The sequence below is a fragment of the Streptomyces sp. NP-1717 genome, from assembly GCF_022695985.1.
In the GTDB taxonomy this organism is placed as follows: Bacteria; Actinomycetota; Actinomycetes; order Streptomycetales; family Streptomycetaceae; genus Streptomyces.
This window is the reverse complement of record NZ_JAAPBF010000055.1, coordinates 18,266-35,524: the sequence shown is the minus strand read 5'-3', so window position 1 is coordinate 35,524 and position 17,259 is coordinate 18,266. Positions and strand designations below refer to the sequence as shown.

At 68.4% G+C, this 17,259-nt stretch carries 23 protein-coding genes; 2 read left to right on the top strand and 21 right to left on the bottom strand.

What is annotated here, in order from left to right:
• Positions 1-980, top strand: a 980-nt coding sequence (gene coaA / locus GXP76_RS14650; RefSeq protein WP_242571935.1) for a type I pantothenate kinase, incomplete at its 5' end; no start/stop codon positions are given.
• A gap of 67 nt (positions 981-1,047) precedes the next feature.
• On the opposite strand, the gene glmM is transcribed toward coaA, so the two are convergent.
• The 4 genes from glmM to GXP76_RS14630 form a co-directional block, all read right to left on the bottom strand.
• Positions 1,048-2,406, bottom strand: a complete 1,359-nt coding sequence (gene glmM, locus GXP76_RS14645; RefSeq protein ID WP_242571934.1) for a phosphoglucosamine mutase — start codon at positions 2,404-2,406, stop codon at positions 1,048-1,050.
• A 150-nt stretch (positions 2,407-2,556) separates the two neighbouring features.
• On the bottom strand, positions 2,557-3,084 hold the full coding sequence (gene rpsI / locus GXP76_RS14640; protein WP_147874331.1) for a 30S ribosomal protein S9: 528 nt from the start codon (positions 3,082-3,084) through the stop codon (positions 2,557-2,559).
• 42 nt (positions 3,085-3,126) lie between these two features.
• The gene (gene rplM, locus GXP76_RS14635; protein WP_242571933.1) at positions 3,127-3,570 is read right to left on the bottom strand and encodes a 50S ribosomal protein L13; all 444 of its coding nucleotides are present in this window, start codon (positions 3,568-3,570) and stop codon (positions 3,127-3,129) included.
• Between the two features lie 282 nt (positions 3,571-3,852).
• On the bottom strand, positions 3,853-5,475 hold the full coding sequence (locus tag GXP76_RS14630) for an ABC-F family ATP-binding cassette domain-containing protein (RefSeq protein ID WP_242571932.1): 1,623 nt from the start codon (positions 5,473-5,475) through the stop codon (positions 3,853-3,855).
• A 94-nt stretch (positions 5,476-5,569) separates the two neighbouring features.
• Here GXP76_RS14630 and GXP76_RS14625 point away from each other — a divergent pair, with 94 nt between their 5' ends.
• The gene (locus tag GXP76_RS14625) at positions 5,570-6,448 is read left to right on the top strand and encodes a hypothetical protein (RefSeq protein WP_242571931.1); all 879 of its coding nucleotides are present in this window, start codon (positions 5,570-5,572) and stop codon (positions 6,446-6,448) included.
• Here GXP76_RS14625 and truA read toward each other — a convergent pair.
• The 17 genes from truA to GXP76_RS14540 form a co-directional block, all read right to left on the bottom strand.
• Positions 6,419-7,309 carry a tRNA pseudouridine(38-40) synthase TruA gene (gene truA / locus GXP76_RS14620; protein ID WP_242571930.1) on the bottom strand — a complete coding sequence of 297 codons (891 nt, stop codon included), beginning with the start codon at positions 7,307-7,309 and terminating at the stop codon, positions 6,419-6,421. The two genes, GXP76_RS14625 and truA, sit on opposite strands and share 30 nt — an antisense overlap.
• Positions 7,310-7,389: 80 nt before the next feature.
• Positions 7,390-7,902, bottom strand: a complete 513-nt coding sequence (rplQ, locus tag GXP76_RS14615) for a 50S ribosomal protein L17 (RefSeq protein ID WP_242571929.1) — start codon at positions 7,900-7,902, stop codon at positions 7,390-7,392.
• Between the two features lie 133 nt (positions 7,903-8,035).
• Positions 8,036-9,058, bottom strand: a complete 1,023-nt coding sequence (locus GXP76_RS14610) for a DNA-directed RNA polymerase subunit alpha (RefSeq protein ID WP_147874337.1) — start codon at positions 9,056-9,058, stop codon at positions 8,036-8,038.
• 118 nt (positions 9,059-9,176) lie between these two features.
• Positions 9,177-9,581 (bottom strand): 30S ribosomal protein S11, encoded by a 405-nt coding sequence (rpsK, locus tag GXP76_RS14605; RefSeq protein WP_003956432.1) that lies wholly within the window; start codon positions 9,579-9,581, stop codon positions 9,177-9,179.
• A gap of 64 nt (positions 9,582-9,645) precedes the next feature.
• Positions 9,646-10,026, bottom strand: a complete 381-nt coding sequence (gene rpsM / locus GXP76_RS14600; RefSeq protein ID WP_242571928.1) for a 30S ribosomal protein S13 — start codon at positions 10,024-10,026, stop codon at positions 9,646-9,648.
• A gap of 186 nt (positions 10,027-10,212) precedes the next feature.
• Positions 10,213-10,326, bottom strand: a complete 114-nt coding sequence (gene rpmJ / locus GXP76_RS14595; protein ID WP_003956441.1) for a 50S ribosomal protein L36 — start codon at positions 10,324-10,326, stop codon at positions 10,213-10,215.
• Positions 10,327-10,381: 55 nt separating this feature from the next.
• The gene (infA, locus tag GXP76_RS14590) at positions 10,382-10,603 is read right to left on the bottom strand and encodes a translation initiation factor IF-1 (protein WP_003956442.1); all 222 of its coding nucleotides are present in this window, start codon (positions 10,601-10,603) and stop codon (positions 10,382-10,384) included.
• A gap of 336 nt (positions 10,604-10,939) precedes the next feature.
• Positions 10,940-11,776 carry a type I methionyl aminopeptidase gene (gene map / locus GXP76_RS14585; protein WP_242571938.1) on the bottom strand — a complete coding sequence of 279 codons (837 nt, stop codon included), beginning with the start codon at positions 11,774-11,776 and terminating at the stop codon, positions 10,940-10,942.
• A 204-nt stretch (positions 11,777-11,980) separates the two neighbouring features.
• Entirely contained in the window at positions 11,981-12,643 is a 663-nt protein-coding gene (locus tag GXP76_RS14580) for an adenylate kinase (protein WP_242571927.1), read from the bottom strand.
• Positions 12,643-13,962: a preprotein translocase subunit SecY gene (gene secY / locus GXP76_RS14575; protein ID WP_078075536.1), complete on the bottom strand. Its 1,320-nt coding sequence runs from the start codon at positions 13,960-13,962 to the stop codon at positions 12,643-12,645. Before secY ends, GXP76_RS14580 begins: the two co-directional genes overlap by 1 nt.
• Before the next feature lie 266 nt (positions 13,963-14,228).
• Positions 14,229-14,684, bottom strand: a complete 456-nt coding sequence (rplO, locus tag GXP76_RS14570) for a 50S ribosomal protein L15 (protein ID WP_078075537.1) — start codon at positions 14,682-14,684, stop codon at positions 14,229-14,231.
• A gap of 1 nt (position 14,685) precedes the next feature.
• Entirely contained in the window at positions 14,686-14,868 is a 183-nt protein-coding gene (gene rpmD / locus GXP76_RS14565; RefSeq protein ID WP_041985698.1) for a 50S ribosomal protein L30, read from the bottom strand.
• On the bottom strand, positions 14,868-15,470 hold the full coding sequence (gene rpsE, locus GXP76_RS14560) for a 30S ribosomal protein S5 (protein ID WP_078075538.1): 603 nt from the start codon (positions 15,468-15,470) through the stop codon (positions 14,868-14,870). The genes rpmD and rpsE overlap by 1 nt, the downstream gene beginning before the upstream one ends.
• A gap of 46 nt (positions 15,471-15,516) precedes the next feature.
• Positions 15,517-15,900 (bottom strand): 50S ribosomal protein L18, encoded by a 384-nt coding sequence (gene rplR / locus GXP76_RS14555; RefSeq protein WP_147874340.1) that lies wholly within the window; start codon positions 15,898-15,900, stop codon positions 15,517-15,519.
• Between the two features lie 2 nt (positions 15,901-15,902).
• On the bottom strand, positions 15,903-16,442 hold the full coding sequence (gene rplF / locus GXP76_RS14550; protein ID WP_242571926.1) for a 50S ribosomal protein L6: 540 nt from the start codon (positions 16,440-16,442) through the stop codon (positions 15,903-15,905).
• A 21-nt stretch (positions 16,443-16,463) separates the two neighbouring features.
• Positions 16,464-16,862 (bottom strand): 30S ribosomal protein S8, encoded by a 399-nt coding sequence (rpsH, locus tag GXP76_RS14545; RefSeq protein ID WP_023539333.1) that lies wholly within the window; start codon positions 16,860-16,862, stop codon positions 16,464-16,466.
• Between the two features lie 210 nt (positions 16,863-17,072).
• Positions 17,073-17,258 (bottom strand): type Z 30S ribosomal protein S14, encoded by a 186-nt coding sequence (locus GXP76_RS14540; RefSeq protein WP_003948630.1) that lies wholly within the window; start codon positions 17,256-17,258, stop codon positions 17,073-17,075.
• Position 17,259 lies beyond the last annotated feature (1 nt).

Here is a 17,259-nt window from a genome sequence, read left to right as displayed (position 1 = left end):
CGCAGAGCTCCCAGCGCCGGGCCGAGCACGGGCCGACGCCCTTCGTCGATCTCAGCCGCGCCGAGTGGAGCGCGCTGCGCGACAGGACGCCGTTGCCGCTCAGCGCGGAGGAGGTCGAGCGGTTGCGCGGGCTCGGGGACGTCATCGATCTGGACGAGGTGCGGGACGTCTATCTGCCGCTCTCCCGGCTGCTCAACCTGTACGTGCAGGCCACCGGCCAACTCCGCGGCGCGCTCAACACCTTCCTCGGGGAGGCCGGCAACGGTCACGGCGCCCAGCGCGGTACGCCCTTCGTGATAGGGGTCGCCGGGAGCGTGGCCGTCGGGAAGTCGACCGTCGCGCGGCTCCTCCAGGCGCTGCTCGCCCGCTGGCCCGAGCACCCGCGCGTGGAGCGGGTGACCACCGACGGGTTCCTGCTGCCGATGAAGGAGTTGCAGGCGCGCGGGCTGATGTCGAGGAAGGGCTTCCCGGAGTCGTACGACCGCCGGGCGCTGACCCGCTTCGTGGCCGACATCAAGGCCGGCAAGGACGAGGTGACCGCGCCCGTCTACTCGCATCTGAAGTACGACATCGTGCCGGACGAGCGGCTCGTCGTACGGCGCCCCGACATCCTCATCGTCGAGGGCCTGAACGTCCTCCAGCCCGCACTCCCGGGCCAGGACGGCCGCACCCGCGTCGGCCTGGCCGACTTCTTCGACTTCAGCGTGTACGTCGACGCGCGGGCCGAGGACATCGAGAGCTGGTACCTCAACCGCTTCCGGGAGCTGCGCGAGACGGCGTTCCAGAACCCGTCCTCGTACTTCAGGAAGTACACCCAGGTCTCGGAGGACGAGGCCCTCGCCTACGCACGCACCACCTGGCGCACCGTCAACCGCCTGAACCTGCTGGAGAACGTCGCGCCGACCCGGGGCCGTGCCACCCTGGTCCTCCGCAAGGGCCCGGACCACAAGGTCCAGCGGCTGTCCCTGCGCAAACTCTGAGCGGCGCCGCAGCCACGGCGAAGGGCGGTGCCAGGCCCCCAGGCACCGCCCCCGGATCCGAAAGAACCTAGCCCAGCGCCGACTTCACGACGTCCGCAAGCCGGCCCGCCACCGCCCGTGCCTGCTCGATGTCGGCCGCCTCCACCATCACCCGGACCAGCGGTTCGGTGCCCGAGGAGCGCAGCAGCACCCGGCCCGTCGTACCGAGCTGCGCTTCGGCCTCCGTCACCGCCGTCGCCAGCTCCGCCGAGGTCGTGACGCGGGACTTGTCGACGTCCGGCACGTTCACCAGCACCTGCGGCAGCCGCCGCATCACACCCGCGAGGTCCGCCAGCGAACGGCCCGTGCCGGCCACACGCGCCGCCAGCATCAGGCCGGTCAGTGTGCCGTCGCCGGTCGTCGCGTGGTCGAGGGCGATAACGTGCCCGGACTGCTCGCCGCCGAGCGCGTAACCGTGCTCCTTCATCGACTCCAGTACGTAGCGGTCACCGACCGCCGTCTGTACGAGGGTGATGCCCTCCCGCTCCATCGCCATCTTGAAGCCGAGGTTGGACATCACCGTCCCCACCACCGCGTCGCCGCGCAGCGTGCCCGCCTCGCGCATCGCGAGGGCCAGGACGGCCAGGATCTGGTCGCCGTCGACCTCCTCGCCCGCCGCGTCCACGGCGAGGCAGCGGTCGGCGTCGCCGTCGTGCGCGATGCCGAGGTCCGCGCCGTGCTCGACGACCGCGGCCTTCAGCAGCTCCAGGTGCGTGGATCCGCAGCCGTCGTTGATGTTCAGGCCGTCCGGCTCGGCGCCGATCGTGATGATCTCCGCGCCCGCGCGGGTGAACGCCTCCGGCGAGACCCGGGCGGCGGCGCCGTGCGCCTCGTCCAGGACGACCTTGAGGCCGTCGAGCCGGTTCGGCAGCACCCCGATGAGATGCGCGACGTACTGGTCGAAGCCCTCGTCGTAGTTACGGACCCGGCCCACGCCCGCGCCGGTCGGCCGCTCCCACGGGGCACCGGTCCGGTGCTCGTCGTACACGCTCTCGATCCGGTCCTCCAGTTCGTCGGCCAGCTTGTGGCCGCCGCGCGCGAAGAACTTGATGCCGTTGTCCGGCATGGCGTTGTGGCTCGCGGAGAGCATCACGCCGAGGTCGGCGCCCAGCGCCCCGGTGAGATACGCCACCGCCGGGGTGGGCAGCACACCGACGCGCAGGACGTCCACGCCCGCGCTCGCGAGACCCGCCACCACGGCGGCCTCCAGGAACTCGCCCGACGCCCGCGGATCACGTCCGACCACCGCTGTCGCCCGATGGCCCTCGAACGTGCCCGCCTCGGCGAGTACATGCGCCGCGGCGACCGACAGGCCGAGCGCGAGCTCCGCCGTCAGATCCGCGTTGGCGATGCCGCGCACGCCGTCCGTGCCGAAGAGTCGTCCCACAGCTGTCCCTCCGAAAAGTGCTCAGGTTGTGCCCCGAAGAGCCCGGAAAACGAACGCCCCGGCAGCACAGAGTGCCGCCGGGGCGAACATATGCCATACATACGCCGTACGACCGTAAGGGCCATGGCGTGGGTAGGGCCGAGCCAGCGTTTAGCGCTTGCTGTACTGCGGCGCCTTGCGGGCCTTCTTGAGACCGGCCTTCTTGCGCTCGACCGCGCGGTCGTCGCGGCTCAGGAAGCCGGCCTTCTTCAGCGGGCCGCGGTTGTTGTCCACGTCCGCCTCGTTCAGCGAGCGGGCCACACCGAGGCGCAGCGCGCCGGCCTGGCCGGAGACGCCGCCACCCGAGATACGGGCGATGACGTCGTAGCGGTTGTCGAGTTCGAGCACCTTGAAGGGCTCGTTGACAGCCTGCTGGTGAACCTTGTTCGGGAAGTAGTCCTCGAGCGAGCGACCGTTGATCTTCCACTTGCCGGTGCCCGGAACGATCCGGACGCGGGCGATGGCGTTCTTACGACGGCCCAGGCCGGCGGCCGGCTGGGGGTCGCCGAAGCGGGAAGCCAGCGACTCGGAGGTGTACTCGCCCTCGACGGGGGTCTCCGACTCGAAAGTCGTCACCTCGGCGAAGGTCTCCTCGCCCTCGGCGGCGTCCACGGGGGTCTCTGCAGTGGTCTCGGCCACGATGTTCCTCAGATTTCTTTTCGTCTTAGGCGGTGGCCGGAATTACTGCGCGACCTGGGTGATCTCGAACGGGACCGGCTGCTGAGCGGCGTGCGGGTGCTGGTCCCCCGCGTAGACCTTCAGCTTCGAGAGCATCTGACGGCCCAGGGTGTTCTTGGGGATCATGCCCTTGATGGCCTTCTCCACGGCCTTCTCGGGGTTCTTGGCCATCAGCTCGTCGTAGCGGACGGAACGCAGACCACCCGGGTAGCCGGAGTGGCGGTACGCCATCTTCTGGGTCTTCTTGTTGCCGGACAGGTGGACCTTGTCGGCGTTGATGATGACGACGAAGTCGCCCATGTCCATGTGAGGGGCGTAGATCGGCTTGTGCTTGCCCCGGAGGAGGTTCGCTGCCGTAGTCGCCAGACGGCCCAGGACGATGTCCTGCGCGTCGATGATGTGCCACTGGCGCGTGACATCGCCGGGCTTGGGGCTGTACGTACGCACGGTCGTAGCCTTCGCTTCTTCAGTGAGTGGGTCCTGACAAGGCCACCCGGACGATCACGACAGCCCTGGCAGACATACGGGGACGCAACCCGTGCCTGCCGCTGGATCATCGGCCCGGTGGACCGGCGTAAGGGCCTCTCACGTGAGAATGAACAAGCCAATACGCATAACGAACCAGCAGGATACCCAGGGTGCGCCGTACGGGTCAAAACGAGGCCCGTGCCGCCTCCCGGGGCCCCGCCCCGGACCCCGGTCCTCGAACGCCGGACGGGCTGGAGGAGATCACCGCGCCCGCACCACCCGCCGCTCGTCCCACACCGGCTCCACCGACTCCCGCACCACGCCGTCCGAACCGAAGACCAGGTACCGGTCGAAGGTCTTCGCGAACCACCGGTCGTGGGTCACGGCCAGGACCGTCCCCTCGTACACCTCCAGCCCGTCCTGGAGGGCCTCCGCCGACTCCAGGTCCAGGTTGTCCGTCGGCTCGTCCAGCAGCAGCGCCGTCGTCCCGCGCAGCTCAAGCAGCAGGATCTGGAAGCGCGCCTGCTGCCCGCCCGACAGCTTGTCGAACGGCTGGTCGCCCTGGCGCTCCAGCTCGTAGCGGCGCAGCACGCTCATCGCGCCGCCCCGGTCCTTCGCGTGCTCGCTCCACAGGATGTCGACCAGGCTCCGCCCGAGCAGCTCGGGATGCGCGTGCGTCTGCGCGAAGTGGCCGGCCACGACCCGCGCGCCCAGCTTCCACTGCCCCGTGTGCGCGACCGACGTGTCGCCCGCGAGCAGCCGCAGGAAGTGCGACTTGCCGGAGCCGTTCGACCCGAGGACCGCGACCCGCTCGCCGTAGTAGACCTCCAGCGAGAACGGCTTCATCAGACCGGTCAGCTCCAGGTTCTCGCAGGTCACCGCCCGCACCCCGGTCCGGCCGCCCTTGAGCCGCATCCGGATCTCCTGCTCGCGCGGCGGCTCCGGGGGCGCCCCGGCCTCCTCGAACTTCTTGAAGCGCGTCTGCATGGCGTGGTAGCGCGAGGCCATGTCGGGGCTGATCGCCGCCTGCTGCCGCAGCCGGTGCACCAGCGCCTTCAGCCGCGCGTGCTCCTCGTCCCAGCGGCGCTTCAGCTCCTCGAAGCGCGCGAACCGCTCCTTGCGGGCCTCGTGGTACGTACCGAAGCCGCCGCCGTGCACCCATACGTCCGACCCGGCCGGACCGGGCTCGACGCTGACGATCCGCTGCGCGCTGCGCGCCAGCAGCTCCCGGTCGTGGGAGACGAACAGCACGGTCTTACGGGTCTCCTTCAGCCGCTCCTCCAGCCACCGCTTCCCGGGCACGTCGAGGTAGTTGTCGGGCTCGTCGAGCAGCAGGACCTCGTCGGGCCCGCGCAGCAGCGCCTCCAGCACGAGCCGTTTCTGCTCACCGCCGCTGAGCGTCTTCAGCGCGCGCCACTGCGCCTTCTCGTACGGGACGCCGAGCGCCGCGACCGTGCAGATGTCCCACAGGGTCTCGGCCTCGTACCCGCGCGCCTCCGCCCAGTCGCTCAGCGCCTGCGCGTAGCTCATCTGCGCGGCCTCGTCGTCCCGTTCCATGATCGCGGTCTCGGCGCGGTCCACGGCCAGCGCCGCTTCCCTGATCCGCGGCTGCGCGACGGAGACCAGCAGGTCGCGGACCGTGCGTTCGTCGCGTACGGAGCCGACGAACTGCTCCATCACGCCGAGGCCGCCGGACACGCTGACCGTCCCGCCGTGCGGCTGGAGGTCTCCCGCCATGAGTCGCAGCAGTGTCGTCTTGCCCGCGCCGTTGGCTCCCACGAGCGCCACGACGGCGCCCTCGCCCACCCGGAACGAGGCGTCGCCGAGCAGCACCCGCCCGTCCGGTAGGTAGTACTCCAGGTGCGCGGCCTCCAGATGTCCCATGCTCCGCATTGTGGGGGCCGGAACCCCGCTCTCCCAACCCAATTCCGTTCCCGGCCCCGACCGGATCGCCTTCCGGGCGGTTTAAACTCCCGCCATGAGCTTTGGTCAAGGGGGGCCTTACGGGCCGCCGCCACAGGGGCCGTACGGATCGCGGGACCCGCAGGGGCAGACACCGGACTGGGCCGCGCTCGCCGACGCCTCGGCACAGCGGGCCCGCCGCAGGCGGTGGACGCTGATCGGCGGTGGCGTACTCGCGACCGCCGCCGTCGCGGCGATCGTCGCCACGGCCGTCGTCTCCGCGAACGGCGACGGCGGCGACCGCGGAGCCGGCAAGAACAGCGAACTGCCCGCGGCGCCCGACCTGCCCAGCGAGAGCGCCGAGCCCGAGCCGTCGTTCTCCGACGCCGAGCCGCTGCCGCCGCCGGACCCGAAGGACTTCATCTCCGCCGAGGACAAGGACAAGCTGCCGCTCGGCGCCGACACCCTCTTCCCCGGCCCGAAGCTGACGATGGGCGACCGCGCGTACGTCAAGGGCGCGACGAACCGCACCACGAACTGCGCGGGCGCCACCCAGGGCGACCTCGGCTCGATCCTCGCCGCCAACACCTGCGACCAGGTCATCCGCGCCACGTACACCCGTGGCGGCACGGCGGTGACCGTCGGTGTCGCCGTCTTCTCCACCGAGACGCAGGCGCTGAAGGCGAAGGAGGAGGCGCGCGGCGGTCTCGCCTCCCTCTCCGGGGCGGGTGTCCCGACGTTCTGCCGGGGCGGCACGATCTGCCGCAAGACCACCAACTCGTACGGCAGGTACGTGTACTTCACAGTCGGCGGCTTCACCAACGGCAAGGACGTCGTGAAGACCGACAAGGACGTCTACACCACCGGTGACGACGTCGCGGAGTTCACCTTCCTCCAGATCCGCCGCCGCGGCGAGGTCCAGGCGTCAGCAGCAGCCACCGCACCCGTCGACTGAGGTGGTCCCCCCGGCAGCCGGCAGGGTCCGCTTGTTGCGGGCCAGCCGGTTGCGCGCGGCGAGCTGGTCGTCGGCCGGGTAGCCCACCTCTTCGAGGGTGAGTCCGTGCGGCCGTACGACATGGACGGCCGAGTCCCGCACCCCGGCGGCCAGCACCTTCGCCGGCCACTCCACGGGCCGGTGCCCGTCCCCCACGAACAGCAGCGCGCCGACCAGCGAGCGCACCATGTTGTGGCAGAACGCGTCGGCCCGCACGGTCGCGGTGACCACGCCGTGCGCGTCCCGCTCCCACTCCAGCCGCTGGAGCGTGCGGATCGTCGTCGCGCCCTCGCGCCTCTTGCAGTACGCGGCGAAGTCGTGCTCCCCGACCAGCCCCGCCGACGCCGCGTTCATGGCGTCCACGTCCAGCGTCCAGTCGTGCCACAGGACATGGCCGCGCAGCAGCGGGTCGACACCGCCGGGATCGTCGGTGACGCGGTAGGCGTAGCGCCGCCAGATCGCCGAGAAGCGCGCGTTGAAGCCCGGGGGCGCCTCCTCGACCCTCCACACCCGTACGTCGTGCGCCAGGCGCCCCGCGAGGCGCCGCAGCAGCTTCTCCCGGTGCTCGGCCCACAGCTCCGCGGGCAGGTCGACGTGCGCGACCTGTCCGCGCGCGTGCACGCCGGCGTCCGTCCGCCCCGCGACAGTGAGGTCGTACGTCCGCGAGGACCGCGTCACGATCTTCAGCGCGTCCTCGATGTCCCCCTGGACGGTCCGCCGGGTGGCCTGCCGCGCCCACCCGGAGAAGTCCTTCCCGTCGTAGCTCAGGTCGAGCCGTACCCGTACGAACCCGGGCGCCGCGCCCTCGGTCTCCTCGCTCACCACTCACCCCATCCACGCGGAACGGGCCCGCACCGCCCCTGAGGGTGATGCGGGCCCGTTCTGCGACCTCGAAAAAACGGTCAGGCGTCCTTGGAGTCCTCGGACCCGGACTCGGTCGCCTTGGCGTCCTCGACGGGGGCGTCCTCCTTGGAGGACTCCTCCTTCTTGAGGGCGTCTTCCTTCACGGCACGCTTGGTCGCGGCCTCGGCCTCACCGGTGGCCTTCTGCGCCACGGTCAGCGCCTCGACCAGCTCGATGACCGCCATCGGGGCGTTGTCGCCACGACGGGGGCCGATCTTGGTGATGCGGGTGTAGCCACCGGGGCGGTTCTCGTACCGCGGAGCGATCTCGGTGAAGAGCGTGTGCACGATGCTCTTGTCCGTGATCGTCTGGAGAACGAGGCGACGGTTGTGGATGTCGCCCTTCTTCGCCTTGGTGACCAGACGCTCGGCGACCGGACGCAGGCGGCGGGCCTTGGCCTCGGTCGTCGTGATCTTGCCGTGCTCGAACAGCGCCTTCGCGAGGTTCGCGAGAAGCAGCCGCTCGTGCGCGGCGCTGCCGCCCAGACGGGCACCCTTGGCGGGCTTCGGCATGGTGTTACTCCTTCATATCTGCACCGGCCGTATCAGGTACCGATGTCAGTTCCCCGCAGACGGTCGTCTGCGGGAAGGCATATCAAGCCCGTCCGGCGTTTGAGGACAGAGCCCCAGCCCCGGGCCCGGGGTCCTAGTACTGCTCGGTCTCCACGAAACCGGCATCCGCGTCGTCGTCCGCGCCGAACGCGTCGGCCGCGGCGGTCGGGTCGAATCCGGGCGGGCTGTCCTTGAGGGCCAGGCCCATGCCGGCCAGCTTCGCCTTGACCTCGTCGATCGACTTGGCACCGAAGTTGCGGATGTCGAGCAGGTCCGCCTCGGACCGCGCCACGAGCTCACCCACGGAGTGGATGCCCTCGCGCTTGAGGCAGTTGTACGACCGAACGGTGAGCTCCAGCTCCTCGATCGGCAGGGCGAGATCGGCGGCGAGCGCCGCGTCCGTCGGCGACGGGCCCATGTCGATGCCCTCGGCGTCGATGTTGAGCTCGCGCGCCAGACCGAACAGCTCGACCAGCGTCTTTCCGGCGGACGCCATGGCGTCACGGGGGCGCATGGCCTGCTTGGTCTCGACGTCGACGATCAGCTTGTCGAAGTCGGTGCGCTGCTCGACACGGGTCGCCTCGACCTTGTACGTGACCTTGAGCACCGGCGAGTAGATGGAGTCGACCGGGATACGGCCGATCTCCTGGCCCACCTGCTTGTTCTGGACGGCGGAGACGTAGCCGCGACCGCGCTCGACGGTCAGCTCCATCTCCAGCTTGCCCTTGCCGTTCAGCGTGGCGAGGACGAGGTCCGGGTTGTGGCACTCGACACCGGCCGGGGGCGCGATGTCGGCGGCGGTGACCAGGCCCGGGCCCTGCTTGCGCAGGTACATCACGACGGGCTCGTCGTGCTCCGAGGAGACGACGAGCTGCTTGATGTTGAGGATGAGGTCGGTGACGTCCTCCTTGACGCCCGGCACGGTGGTGAACTCGTGCAGGACACCGTCGATCCGGATGCTGGTGACAGCCGCACCGGGGATCGAGGAGAGGAGCGTACGACGCAGGGAGTTACCGAGCGTGTAGCCGAAACCCGGCTCCAGCGGCTCGATGACGAATCGCGAACGGTACTCGTCGACGACCTCTTCGGTCAGCGACGGACGCTGAGCGATAAGCATGGAAAATGCCTCCAGTCTTGGCACCCACTATTTGATGCCAACAGGAACAAGGGTACGGGCGGTACGGAGCAAAGGCCCCGTACCGCCCGCGATCCATACCCCCAGGGGGTACAGAGGATCAAACGCGGCGACGCTTCGGGGGGCGGCAGCCGTTGTGCGGGGTGGGGGTGACGTCCTGGATCGAACCCACCTCCAGGCCGGTGGCCTGGAGCGAGCGGATCGCGGTCTCACGGCCGGAGCCGGGACCCTTGACGAAGACGTCGACCTTGCGCATGCCGTGCTCCTGCGCGCGGCGGGCGGCCGACTCGGCGGCCATCTGCGCGGCGAAGGGGGTGGACTTGCGCGAGCCCTTGAAGCCGACGTGGCCGGCGGAGGCCCAGGAGATCACGTTGCCCGAGGGGTCCGTGATCGAGACGATGGTGTTGTTGAACGTGCTCTTGATGTGGGCGTGCCCGTGAGCGACGTTCTTCTTTTCCTTGCGGCGCACCTTCTTGGCAGCGCCCTGACGACCCTTGGGGGGCATCTATTACTCCTACGGGAGGTGGTCGGTCCTACAGCGAAGACCGCTGATGAGCGTCCGCTGAGGACTACTTCTTGCCCGGCTTCTTCTTGCCGGCGATGGCGCGACGCGGACCCTTGCGGGTACGGGCGTTCGTGCTCGTGCGCTGGCCGTGGACCGGCAGGCCGCGACGGTGGCGCAGACCCTGGTAGCAGCCGATCTCGACCTTGCGGCGGATGTCGGCCTGGATCTCGCGACGGAGGTCACCCTCGGTCTTGAGGTTGGCGTCCACGTACTCGCGGAGCTTGACGAGGTCTTCCTCGGCAAGGTCGCGGACACGGACGTTGGGGTCCACGCCGGTGGCGGCGAGGGTCTCCTTGGACCGGGTGCGCCCGATGCCGAAGACATAGGTGAGGGCGACCTCGACGCGCTTTTCGCGCGGGAGGTCAACGCCTGCGAGGCGTGCCATTCATGGCTCCTGAGTGATTTCGGAGGTCTTCCGCAGTGACTGTCCCGGACGGTTCAGCTCTCTCCGGGTCCCCGGCCTCCGCCGGGGGTGTCGGCGCCATCAGCTGCTGCGGATGACGTCGGACACTGCGTATATACGTGTTCGCTCGCGTCGCGCGAAGTACTGCGAGATGCAGGTGGTGCTGCGTCAGCCCTGGCGCTGCTTGTGGCGCAGGTTGTCGCAGATGACCATGACCCGGCCGTGACGGCGGATCACCTTGCACTTGTCGCAGATCTTCTTGACGCTCGGCTTGACCTTCATGGTGTGAGGTTCTCCGGGTCAGTGCCGGCACCCCGGAAGCGGGGTGAGGCAAGATCTACTTGTATCGGTAGACGATCCGGCCACGCGTCAGGTCGTAGGGAGACAGCTCCACCACAACCCGGTCATCGGGCAGGATCCGGATGTAGTGCATCCGCATCTTGCCGCTGATGTGCGCGAGGACCTTGTGACCGTTCTGGAGCTCCACCTTGAACATGGCGTTCGGGAGGGACTCGATCACGGTGCCCTCAATTTCGATGGCACCTTGCTTCTTGGCCACGCTTCGCCCTTCGAATCGGCTACCTTGGTCGATTCTGGACCACCGCATGTGGACACACGGGTACACCAGAGCCGACGAGTCAGTCTACGGCAGGGCTCCCGAAAAGACGAATCCGTTGAGTTTGCCCACCACGGGAGATCGTCAATCCCCCGATCCCCCGAACGAGCGCGCCGCCGCGCTCGGCGCCGGAGCCCCTCACAAGCTTCGCGCGGCTGCGCCGGACCCCGTCCGGCCCCTCAGCCCAGCGGGACTGATCCTCCCCACGCCCCGCTCGCGGGCTCGGCGCCGGGGCGCCTCACAAGCTTCGCGGGGCTGCGCCGGACTCCGTCCGGCCCCTCAGCCCAGCGGGTCCGGTGCCGCGGTGATGCCCAGCTCCGCCAGCTTCGCCTTGCCGCCGTCGACCGCCGTCAGGACGAGCGGGCCGTCCTCCGTCAGGGCGACCGAGTGCTCCCAGTGCGAGGACCAGGTGCCGTCGGTGGTGATGACCGTCCACTCGTCGGCGAGGACCTCGGTGCGCGGGGTGCCGAGCGAGACCATCGGCTCGATCGCCAGACAGAAGCCGGGGACCAGCTTCGGGCCCTTGCCGCGCTTGCGCGCGACGTAGTTCAGCAGGTGCGGCTCCATGTGCATCTGGGTGCCGATGCCGTGGCCGCCGTAGTCCTCGACGATGCCGTACTTGCCGCCGCCCGGCTTCGGCTGGCGGCGGATGTAGGTCTCGATCGCCCGCGACACGTCGACCAGCCGGTTACCGACGCGCATCGCGGCGATCCCCGCCCACATCGACTCCTCCGTCACCCGGGAGAGCTCGATCAGCTCCGGCGCGTGACCGTCGCCGACGAACGCGGTGAAGGCCGCGTCACCGTGCCAGCCGTCCACGATCGCGCCGGCGTCGACCGAGATGATGTCGCCGTCCTTCAGTACGGTCGCGGTGTCCGGGATCCCGTGCACCACCACCTCGTTGACCGAGGTGCAGATCGTCGCGGGGAACCCGCCGTAGCCGAGGAAGTTGGGCTTCGCGCCGTGGTCCGCGAGGACCTTGCGCGCGACCTCGTCCAGGTCCTTCGTGGTGGCGCCGGGCACCGCCGCCTCGCCGGTGGCCGCGTGGATCGCGGCGACGACCAGTCCCGCCTCACGCATCTTCGCGATCTGCTCGGGGGTCTTGATCTCCACCATGACGGCGGCCTGCCTCACTCGGTCGATGAAACGCTGTCTCCCCGGCGGCGTCCGCCGGGACATCTACGGTAGTCCCCGGACAGCAGTACGGCCGTGGTGCCCCTCGGGGCGCCCCGGCCGTATCACTGTGCCGTGCTGTGTGGTGCGGGTGTTGCGGGTGACGCGTGGTGCCTGGTGCGCGGGTGGTGGGTGAACCGGACCGGCCTAGGCCGCCCGGCCGCCCCCTTCGAGGGCCGCCATCGCGCGCTGGGTCACCTCGGCGACCTTGCCGAGCGCGGAGATGGTGACCACCAGGCCCTGCTCCCGGTAGTGGTCGATGATCGGCTCGGTCTGCGTGTGGTAGACCTCCAGCCGCGTGCGGACCGTCTCCTCGGAGTCGTCGCCCCGCTGGTACAGCTCGCCGCCGCAGTCGTCACACACACCCTGCTTCTTCGGCGGGCTGTACGTGACGTGGAAGACGTGCGAGCTGTCGTTGCGGCAGACGCGCCGACCGGCGATCCGCTTGACCACCTCGTCCTCGTCGACCTCCAGGTCCAGCACGGCGTCCAGGTGCAACCCCTCGGCAGTGAGCGCCTTGTCGAGCGCCTCGGCCTGGAAGACGTTGCGGGGGAAGCCGTCCAGAAGGAAGCCGTTCGCGGCGTCCGGCTGTGCCATCCGATCCAGCGCCATCGCGATGGTGACCTCGTCGGGAACCAGGTTCCCGGCGTCCATGAAGCTCTTCGCCTGCTTGCCGAGGTCGGTGCCCTGGCTGATGTTGGCGCGGAAGAGATCACCGGTGGAGATGTGTGGAATGGACAGGTTCTTGGCGAGGTACGCAGCCTGCGTTCCCTTGCCGGCACCGGGCGGTCCGACGAGGACGATTCGCATCAGCGGAGGAACCCTTCGTAATTACGCTGCTGGAGCTGGCTCTCGATCTGCTTCACGGTCTCCAGACCCACACCCACGATGATCAGGATGCTTGTCCCGCCGAACGGGAAGTTCTGGTTCGCGCCGCCGAAGCCTGCCAACGCCATCGTTGGGACGAGAGCGATCAACCCGAGGTACAGCGAGCCCGGCCAAGTGATCCGGTTGAGTACGTAACTCAGATACTCGGCAGTAGGTCGACCTGCCCGGATGCCCGGGATGAAGCCACCATACTTCTTCATGTTGTCCGCGACTTCTTCGGGGTTGAACGTGATGGCCACGTAGAAGAAGGCGAAGAACACGACCAGCACGAAGTAGGTCGCGATGTAATACGGATGGTCACCCTTGATGAAGTGGGCTTCGATCCATGTCTTCCAGCCCGACTGCGAACTGGAGAACTGCGCGATGAGCGCCGGGATGTAGAGCAGCGACGACGCGAAGATGACGGGAATCACACCCGCCTGGTTGACCTTGAGCGGAATGTACGTGGACGTACCGCCGTAGGACCTGCGGCCGATCATCCGCTTCGCGTACTGGACGGGGATCCGGCGCTGCGCCTGCTCGACGAAGACGACGAGACCCACCATCACGAAGCCGATCAGGATGACGGTGCCGAACTCGATCCAGCCCTGAGCGAGCTTGCCGCTCTCCTTGATGGCCCACAGCGCGCCCGGGAATCCGGCGGCGATGGAGATGAACATCAGGATGGACATGCCGTTGCCGATGCCCTTGTCGGTGATCATCTCACCGAGCCACATGACGGCGGCCGTACCGGCGGTCATCGTGATGACCATCGTGACGGTGATGAAGATCGACTGGTCGGGGACGATCTCCGAGGCGACGGGGCAGCCGCTGAAGAGCGCGCCGCTGCGAGCGGTGGCCACCAGACCGGTGCCCTGGAGCACCGCGAGGGCGACTGTCAGGTATCGGGTGTACTGGGTGATCTTGGCCTGGCCGGACTGCCCTTCCTTCTTGAGGGCTTCGAGTCGGGGGATGACCACAGTCAGCAGCTGCAGGATGATGCTTGCCGTGATGTACGGCATGATGCCGAGCGCGAAGATCGTAATCTGCAGCAGCGCTCCGCCGCTGAACATGTTCACCAAGCCGAACAGGCTGTTATTGCCCTTCTGGGCTGCGTCGACGCACGTCTGCACGTTCTCGTAGCTGACGCCCGGTACGGGGATGTGTGCCCCGAACCGGTACAGCACGATGATGAACAGCGTGAAGAGCAGCTTCTTGCGCAGGTCGGGCGTCTTGAACGCCCGGGCGAACGCGGTGAGCACGGTGCCTCCTGCGACCCCCGCGCTCGCGCGTCAAGGGTGACGGTCTTGAGGATCGACGGATACATATCAGGCAAAAAGCCACGCGACCACCCCTGCGGACAGTCCGCGTGGCTCGGGGTCCGGGGGCGGACCCCCGGGTTCAATACAGCAACAACGCACGCCACCTTACCGGCGTACCTGCCCCCCTAGGAACGACCAACCGGGGATGCCCCTTATGAGAGGCATCCCCGGTTGGGTGTTCAGTCCATCAACTTGTCCGAGACGTCTCAGACGAGCTCGGTGACGGAGCCGCCGGCGGCGGCAATCTTCTCCTTGGCGGAGCCGGAAGCGGCGTCAACCGAAACCGTCAGTGCCACGGAGATCTCGCCCTGGCCCAGGACCTTGACGAGGCTGTTCTTGCGGACCGCACCCTTGTCGACCAGATCGGCCACCGTGACCTCGCCACCCTGCGGGTAGAGCTCGGCCAGCTTGTCCAGGTTCACGACCTGGTACTCGGTACGGAACGGGTTCTTGAAGCCCTTCAGCTTCGGCAGGCGCATGTGGAGGGGCATCTGCCCGCCCTCGAAGCGTGCCGGAACCTGGTAACGGGCCTTCGTACCCTTGGTGCCACGACCGGCCGTCTTACCCTTGGACGCCTCGCCACGGCCCACACGGGTCTTGGCGGTCTTGGCTCCGGGGGCGGGACGGAGGTTGTGGACCTTCAGCGGCTTCTGCTCCGCCATGTCAGTCGACCTCCTCAACCGTCACGAGGTGCCGCACGGTGTTGGCCATGCCGCGGAACTCGGGACGGTCCTCCTTGACAACCACGTCGTTGAGCCGCTTGAGGCCCAGCGAACGGAGGGTGTCGCGGTGGTTCTGCTTGCTGCCGATGTACGACTTCGTCTGCGTGATCTTGAGACGGGCCATCACGCACCCGCTCCCGCACGCGCACGAAGCAGAGCCGCGGGGGCGACGTCCTCGAGGGGCAGACCGCGGCGGGCCGCGATCTCCTCGGGACGCTGCAGACCCTGGAGGGCCGCCACGGTCGCGTGCACGATGTTGATCGGGTTCGACGAACCGAGCGACTTCGACAGGATGTCGTGGACGCCGGCGCACTCGAGCACCGCACGCACCGGGCCACCGGCGATGACGCCGGTACCGGGGGACGCGGGCTTGAGCAGGACGACGCCCGCCGCCTTCTCACCCTGGATCGGGTGCGGGATGGTGCCCTGGATACGGGGGACCTTGAAGAAGTGCTTCTTGGCCTCCTCAACACCCTTGGCGATGGCGGCCGGCACCTCCTTGGCCTTGCCGTAACCGACACCCACGGTGCCGTCACCGTCGCCCACCACGACCAGCGCGGTGAAGCTGAAGCGACGACCACCCTTCACGACCTTGGCGACACGGTTGATCGCGACGACACGCTCGACGTACGCGGTCTTCTCGGCGGCACCGCCACCGTCACGGCCCTTCCGGTCCCGCCGCTCGCCGCCACCGGCACCGCTTCCGCGGCGCTGGGGTCCAGCCATTGGAATTACCTCTCTCTGTTACGTCCGCTAGCTCCGGAACCGGGGCTTAGAACTTCAGCCCGGCTTCACGGGCGGCGTCGGCCAGAGCGGCAATCCGCCCGGCGTACTGGTTGCCACCACGGTCGAACACGACAGCCTCGATACCGGCGGCCTTGGCACGCTCGGCGACCAGGGCACCGACCTGCTGTGCCCGGGCGCTCTTGTCGGCGTCGCCGCCGCGGATCGACGTGTCCAGGGTCGACGCCGACGCGAGCGTGTGGCCCGCGATGTCGTCGATGACCTGAGCCACCATGTGGCGGTTGGAACGCGTCACAACGAGCCGGGGGCGGACCTGCGTGCCCGAGACCTTCTTGCGTACGCGGATGTGACGGCGCTTGATGGCAGCGGCCTTGTAGGCCTTGCCCTTGGCGATCTTTACACCGTATGCCATGGCTACTTACCCGCCTTTCCGACCTTGCGGCGGATGACCTCGCCGGCGTACTTGACGCCCTTGGCCTTGTACGGGTCGGGCTTCCGCAGCTTGCGGATGTTCGCCGCGACCTCGCCGACCTTCTGCTTGTCGATGCCCTCGACACTCAGCTTCGTCGGGGACTCGACCTTGAAGGTGATGCCCTCGGGGGCCTCGACGACGATCGGGTGGCTGTATCCGAGCGCGAACTCCAGGTTGGAGCCCTTCGCCTGGACGCGGTAACCGACACCGCTGATTTCGAGCGCCTTGCTGTATCCCTGGGTCACACCGGTGATCATGTTCGCCACCAGCGTGCGGGACAGGCCGTGCAGGGCCTTGTTCTGACGCTCGTCGTTCGGGCGCAGCACCGAGAGGGTGCCGTCATCGCCCTTGGAGACCTCGATCGGCGCTGCGACGGTGTGCGAGAGGGAACCCTTGGGGCCCTTCACCGCGACCGTACGGCCGTCGATGGTGACGTCCACACCGGTGGGAACCTGGATGGGGAGCTTGCCGATTCGCGACATGAGCTTTTCCTCCGTTCCCGACTACCAGACGTAGGCGAGGACTTCCCCACCTACGCCCTTCTTGCCTGCCTGCTGGCCCGTCAGAAGACCGTGGGACGTGGAGATGATCGCCACGCCCAGGCCGCCGAGCACCTTGGGCAGGTTGGTGGACTTGGCATACACGCGCAGACCCGGCTTCGAGATGCGCTTGATGCCGGCGATCGAACGCTCGCGGTTCGGGCCGAACTTCAGCTCGAGGGTGAGGCTCTTGCCGACCTCGGCGTCCTCGACCTTCCAGCCGGTGATGAAGCCCTCCTGCTGGAGGATCTCCGCGATGTGCGACTTGATCTTGCTGTGCGGCATCTCGACGGTGTCGTGATACGCCGAGTTCGCGTTACGCAGACGCGTGAGCATGTCTGCGATGGGATCAGTCATGGTCATGAATTGGCCTTCGGCCTCTCTCGCCGGGGTTTCCTGTATGCGCCATCCCTCTCCCCACTCGATGGCGGGACGGGTGCGGCACGGGGACCTACGGCGTAGTAAGTTTTGGGCGGCGGACGCCCAACCCCCCAAGCCTACGGCATGTGGAGCAGGGCTTCCGCCGACCAGTTGCTTACCGAGAGCTTCTGGTTGATTCCCCCGGAGGGAGAATTACCAGGAGCTCTTGGTGACGCCCGGCAGCTCGCCGCGGTGTGCCATCTCGCGAAGGCAGACACGGCAGAGGCCGAACTTGCGGTAGACGGAGTGGGGGCGCCCGCAGCGCTGGCAGCGGGTGTAACCGCGCACGCCGAACTTCGGCTTGCGGGCGGCCTTAGCGATCAGAGCCTTCTTCGCCACG

Coding starts and splice junctions, on each gene's coding strand:
- GXP76_RS14630 (WP_242571932.1), bottom strand. CDS start 5,475: ATGGGACATCTGGAGGCCGCGCACCTGGAGTACTACCTACCGGACGGG.
- GXP76_RS14625 (WP_242571931.1), top strand. CDS start 5,570: ATGAGCTTTGGTCAAGGGGGGCCTTACGGGCCGCCGCCACAGGGGCCG.
- rplQ (WP_242571929.1), bottom strand. CDS start 7,902: ATGCCGAAGCCCGCCAAGGGTGCCCGTCTGGGCGGCAGCGCCGCGCAC.
- GXP76_RS14610 (WP_147874337.1), bottom strand. CDS start 9,058: ATGCTTATCGCTCAGCGTCCGTCGCTGACCGAAGAGGTCGTCGACGAG.
- rpsK (WP_003956432.1), bottom strand. CDS start 9,581: ATGCCCCCCAAGGGTCGTCAGGGCGCTGCCAAGAAGGTGCGCCGCAAG.
- rpsM (WP_242571928.1), bottom strand. CDS start 10,026: ATGGCACGCCTCGCAGGCGTTGACCTCCCGCGCGAAAAGCGCGTCGAG.
- rpmJ (WP_003956441.1), bottom strand. CDS start 10,326: ATGAAGGTCAAGCCGAGCGTCAAGAAGATCTGCGACAAGTGCAAGGTG.
- map (WP_242571938.1), bottom strand. CDS start 11,776: ATGGTGGAGATCAAGACCCCCGAGCAGATCGCGAAGATGCGTGAGGCG.
- GXP76_RS14580 (WP_242571927.1), bottom strand. CDS start 12,643: ATGCGAATCGTCCTCGTCGGACCGCCCGGTGCCGGCAAGGGAACGCAG.
- rplO (WP_078075537.1), bottom strand. CDS start 14,684: ATGGCGGAGCAGAAGCCGCTGAAGGTCCACAACCTCCGTCCCGCCCCC.
- rpmD (WP_041985698.1), bottom strand. CDS start 14,868: ATGGCCCGTCTCAAGATCACGCAGACGAAGTCGTACATCGGCAGCAAG.
- rpsE (WP_078075538.1), bottom strand. CDS start 15,470: ATGGCTGGACCCCAGCGCCGCGGAAGCGGTGCCGGTGGCGGCGAGCGG.
- rplR (WP_147874340.1), bottom strand. CDS start 15,900: ATGGCATACGGTGTAAAGATCGCCAAGGGCAAGGCCTACAAGGCCGCT.
- rplF (WP_242571926.1), bottom strand. CDS start 16,442: ATGTCGCGAATCGGCAAGCTCCCCATCCAGGTTCCCACCGGTGTGGAC.
- rpsH (WP_023539333.1), bottom strand. CDS start 16,862: ATGACCATGACTGATCCCATCGCAGACATGCTCACGCGTCTGCGTAAC.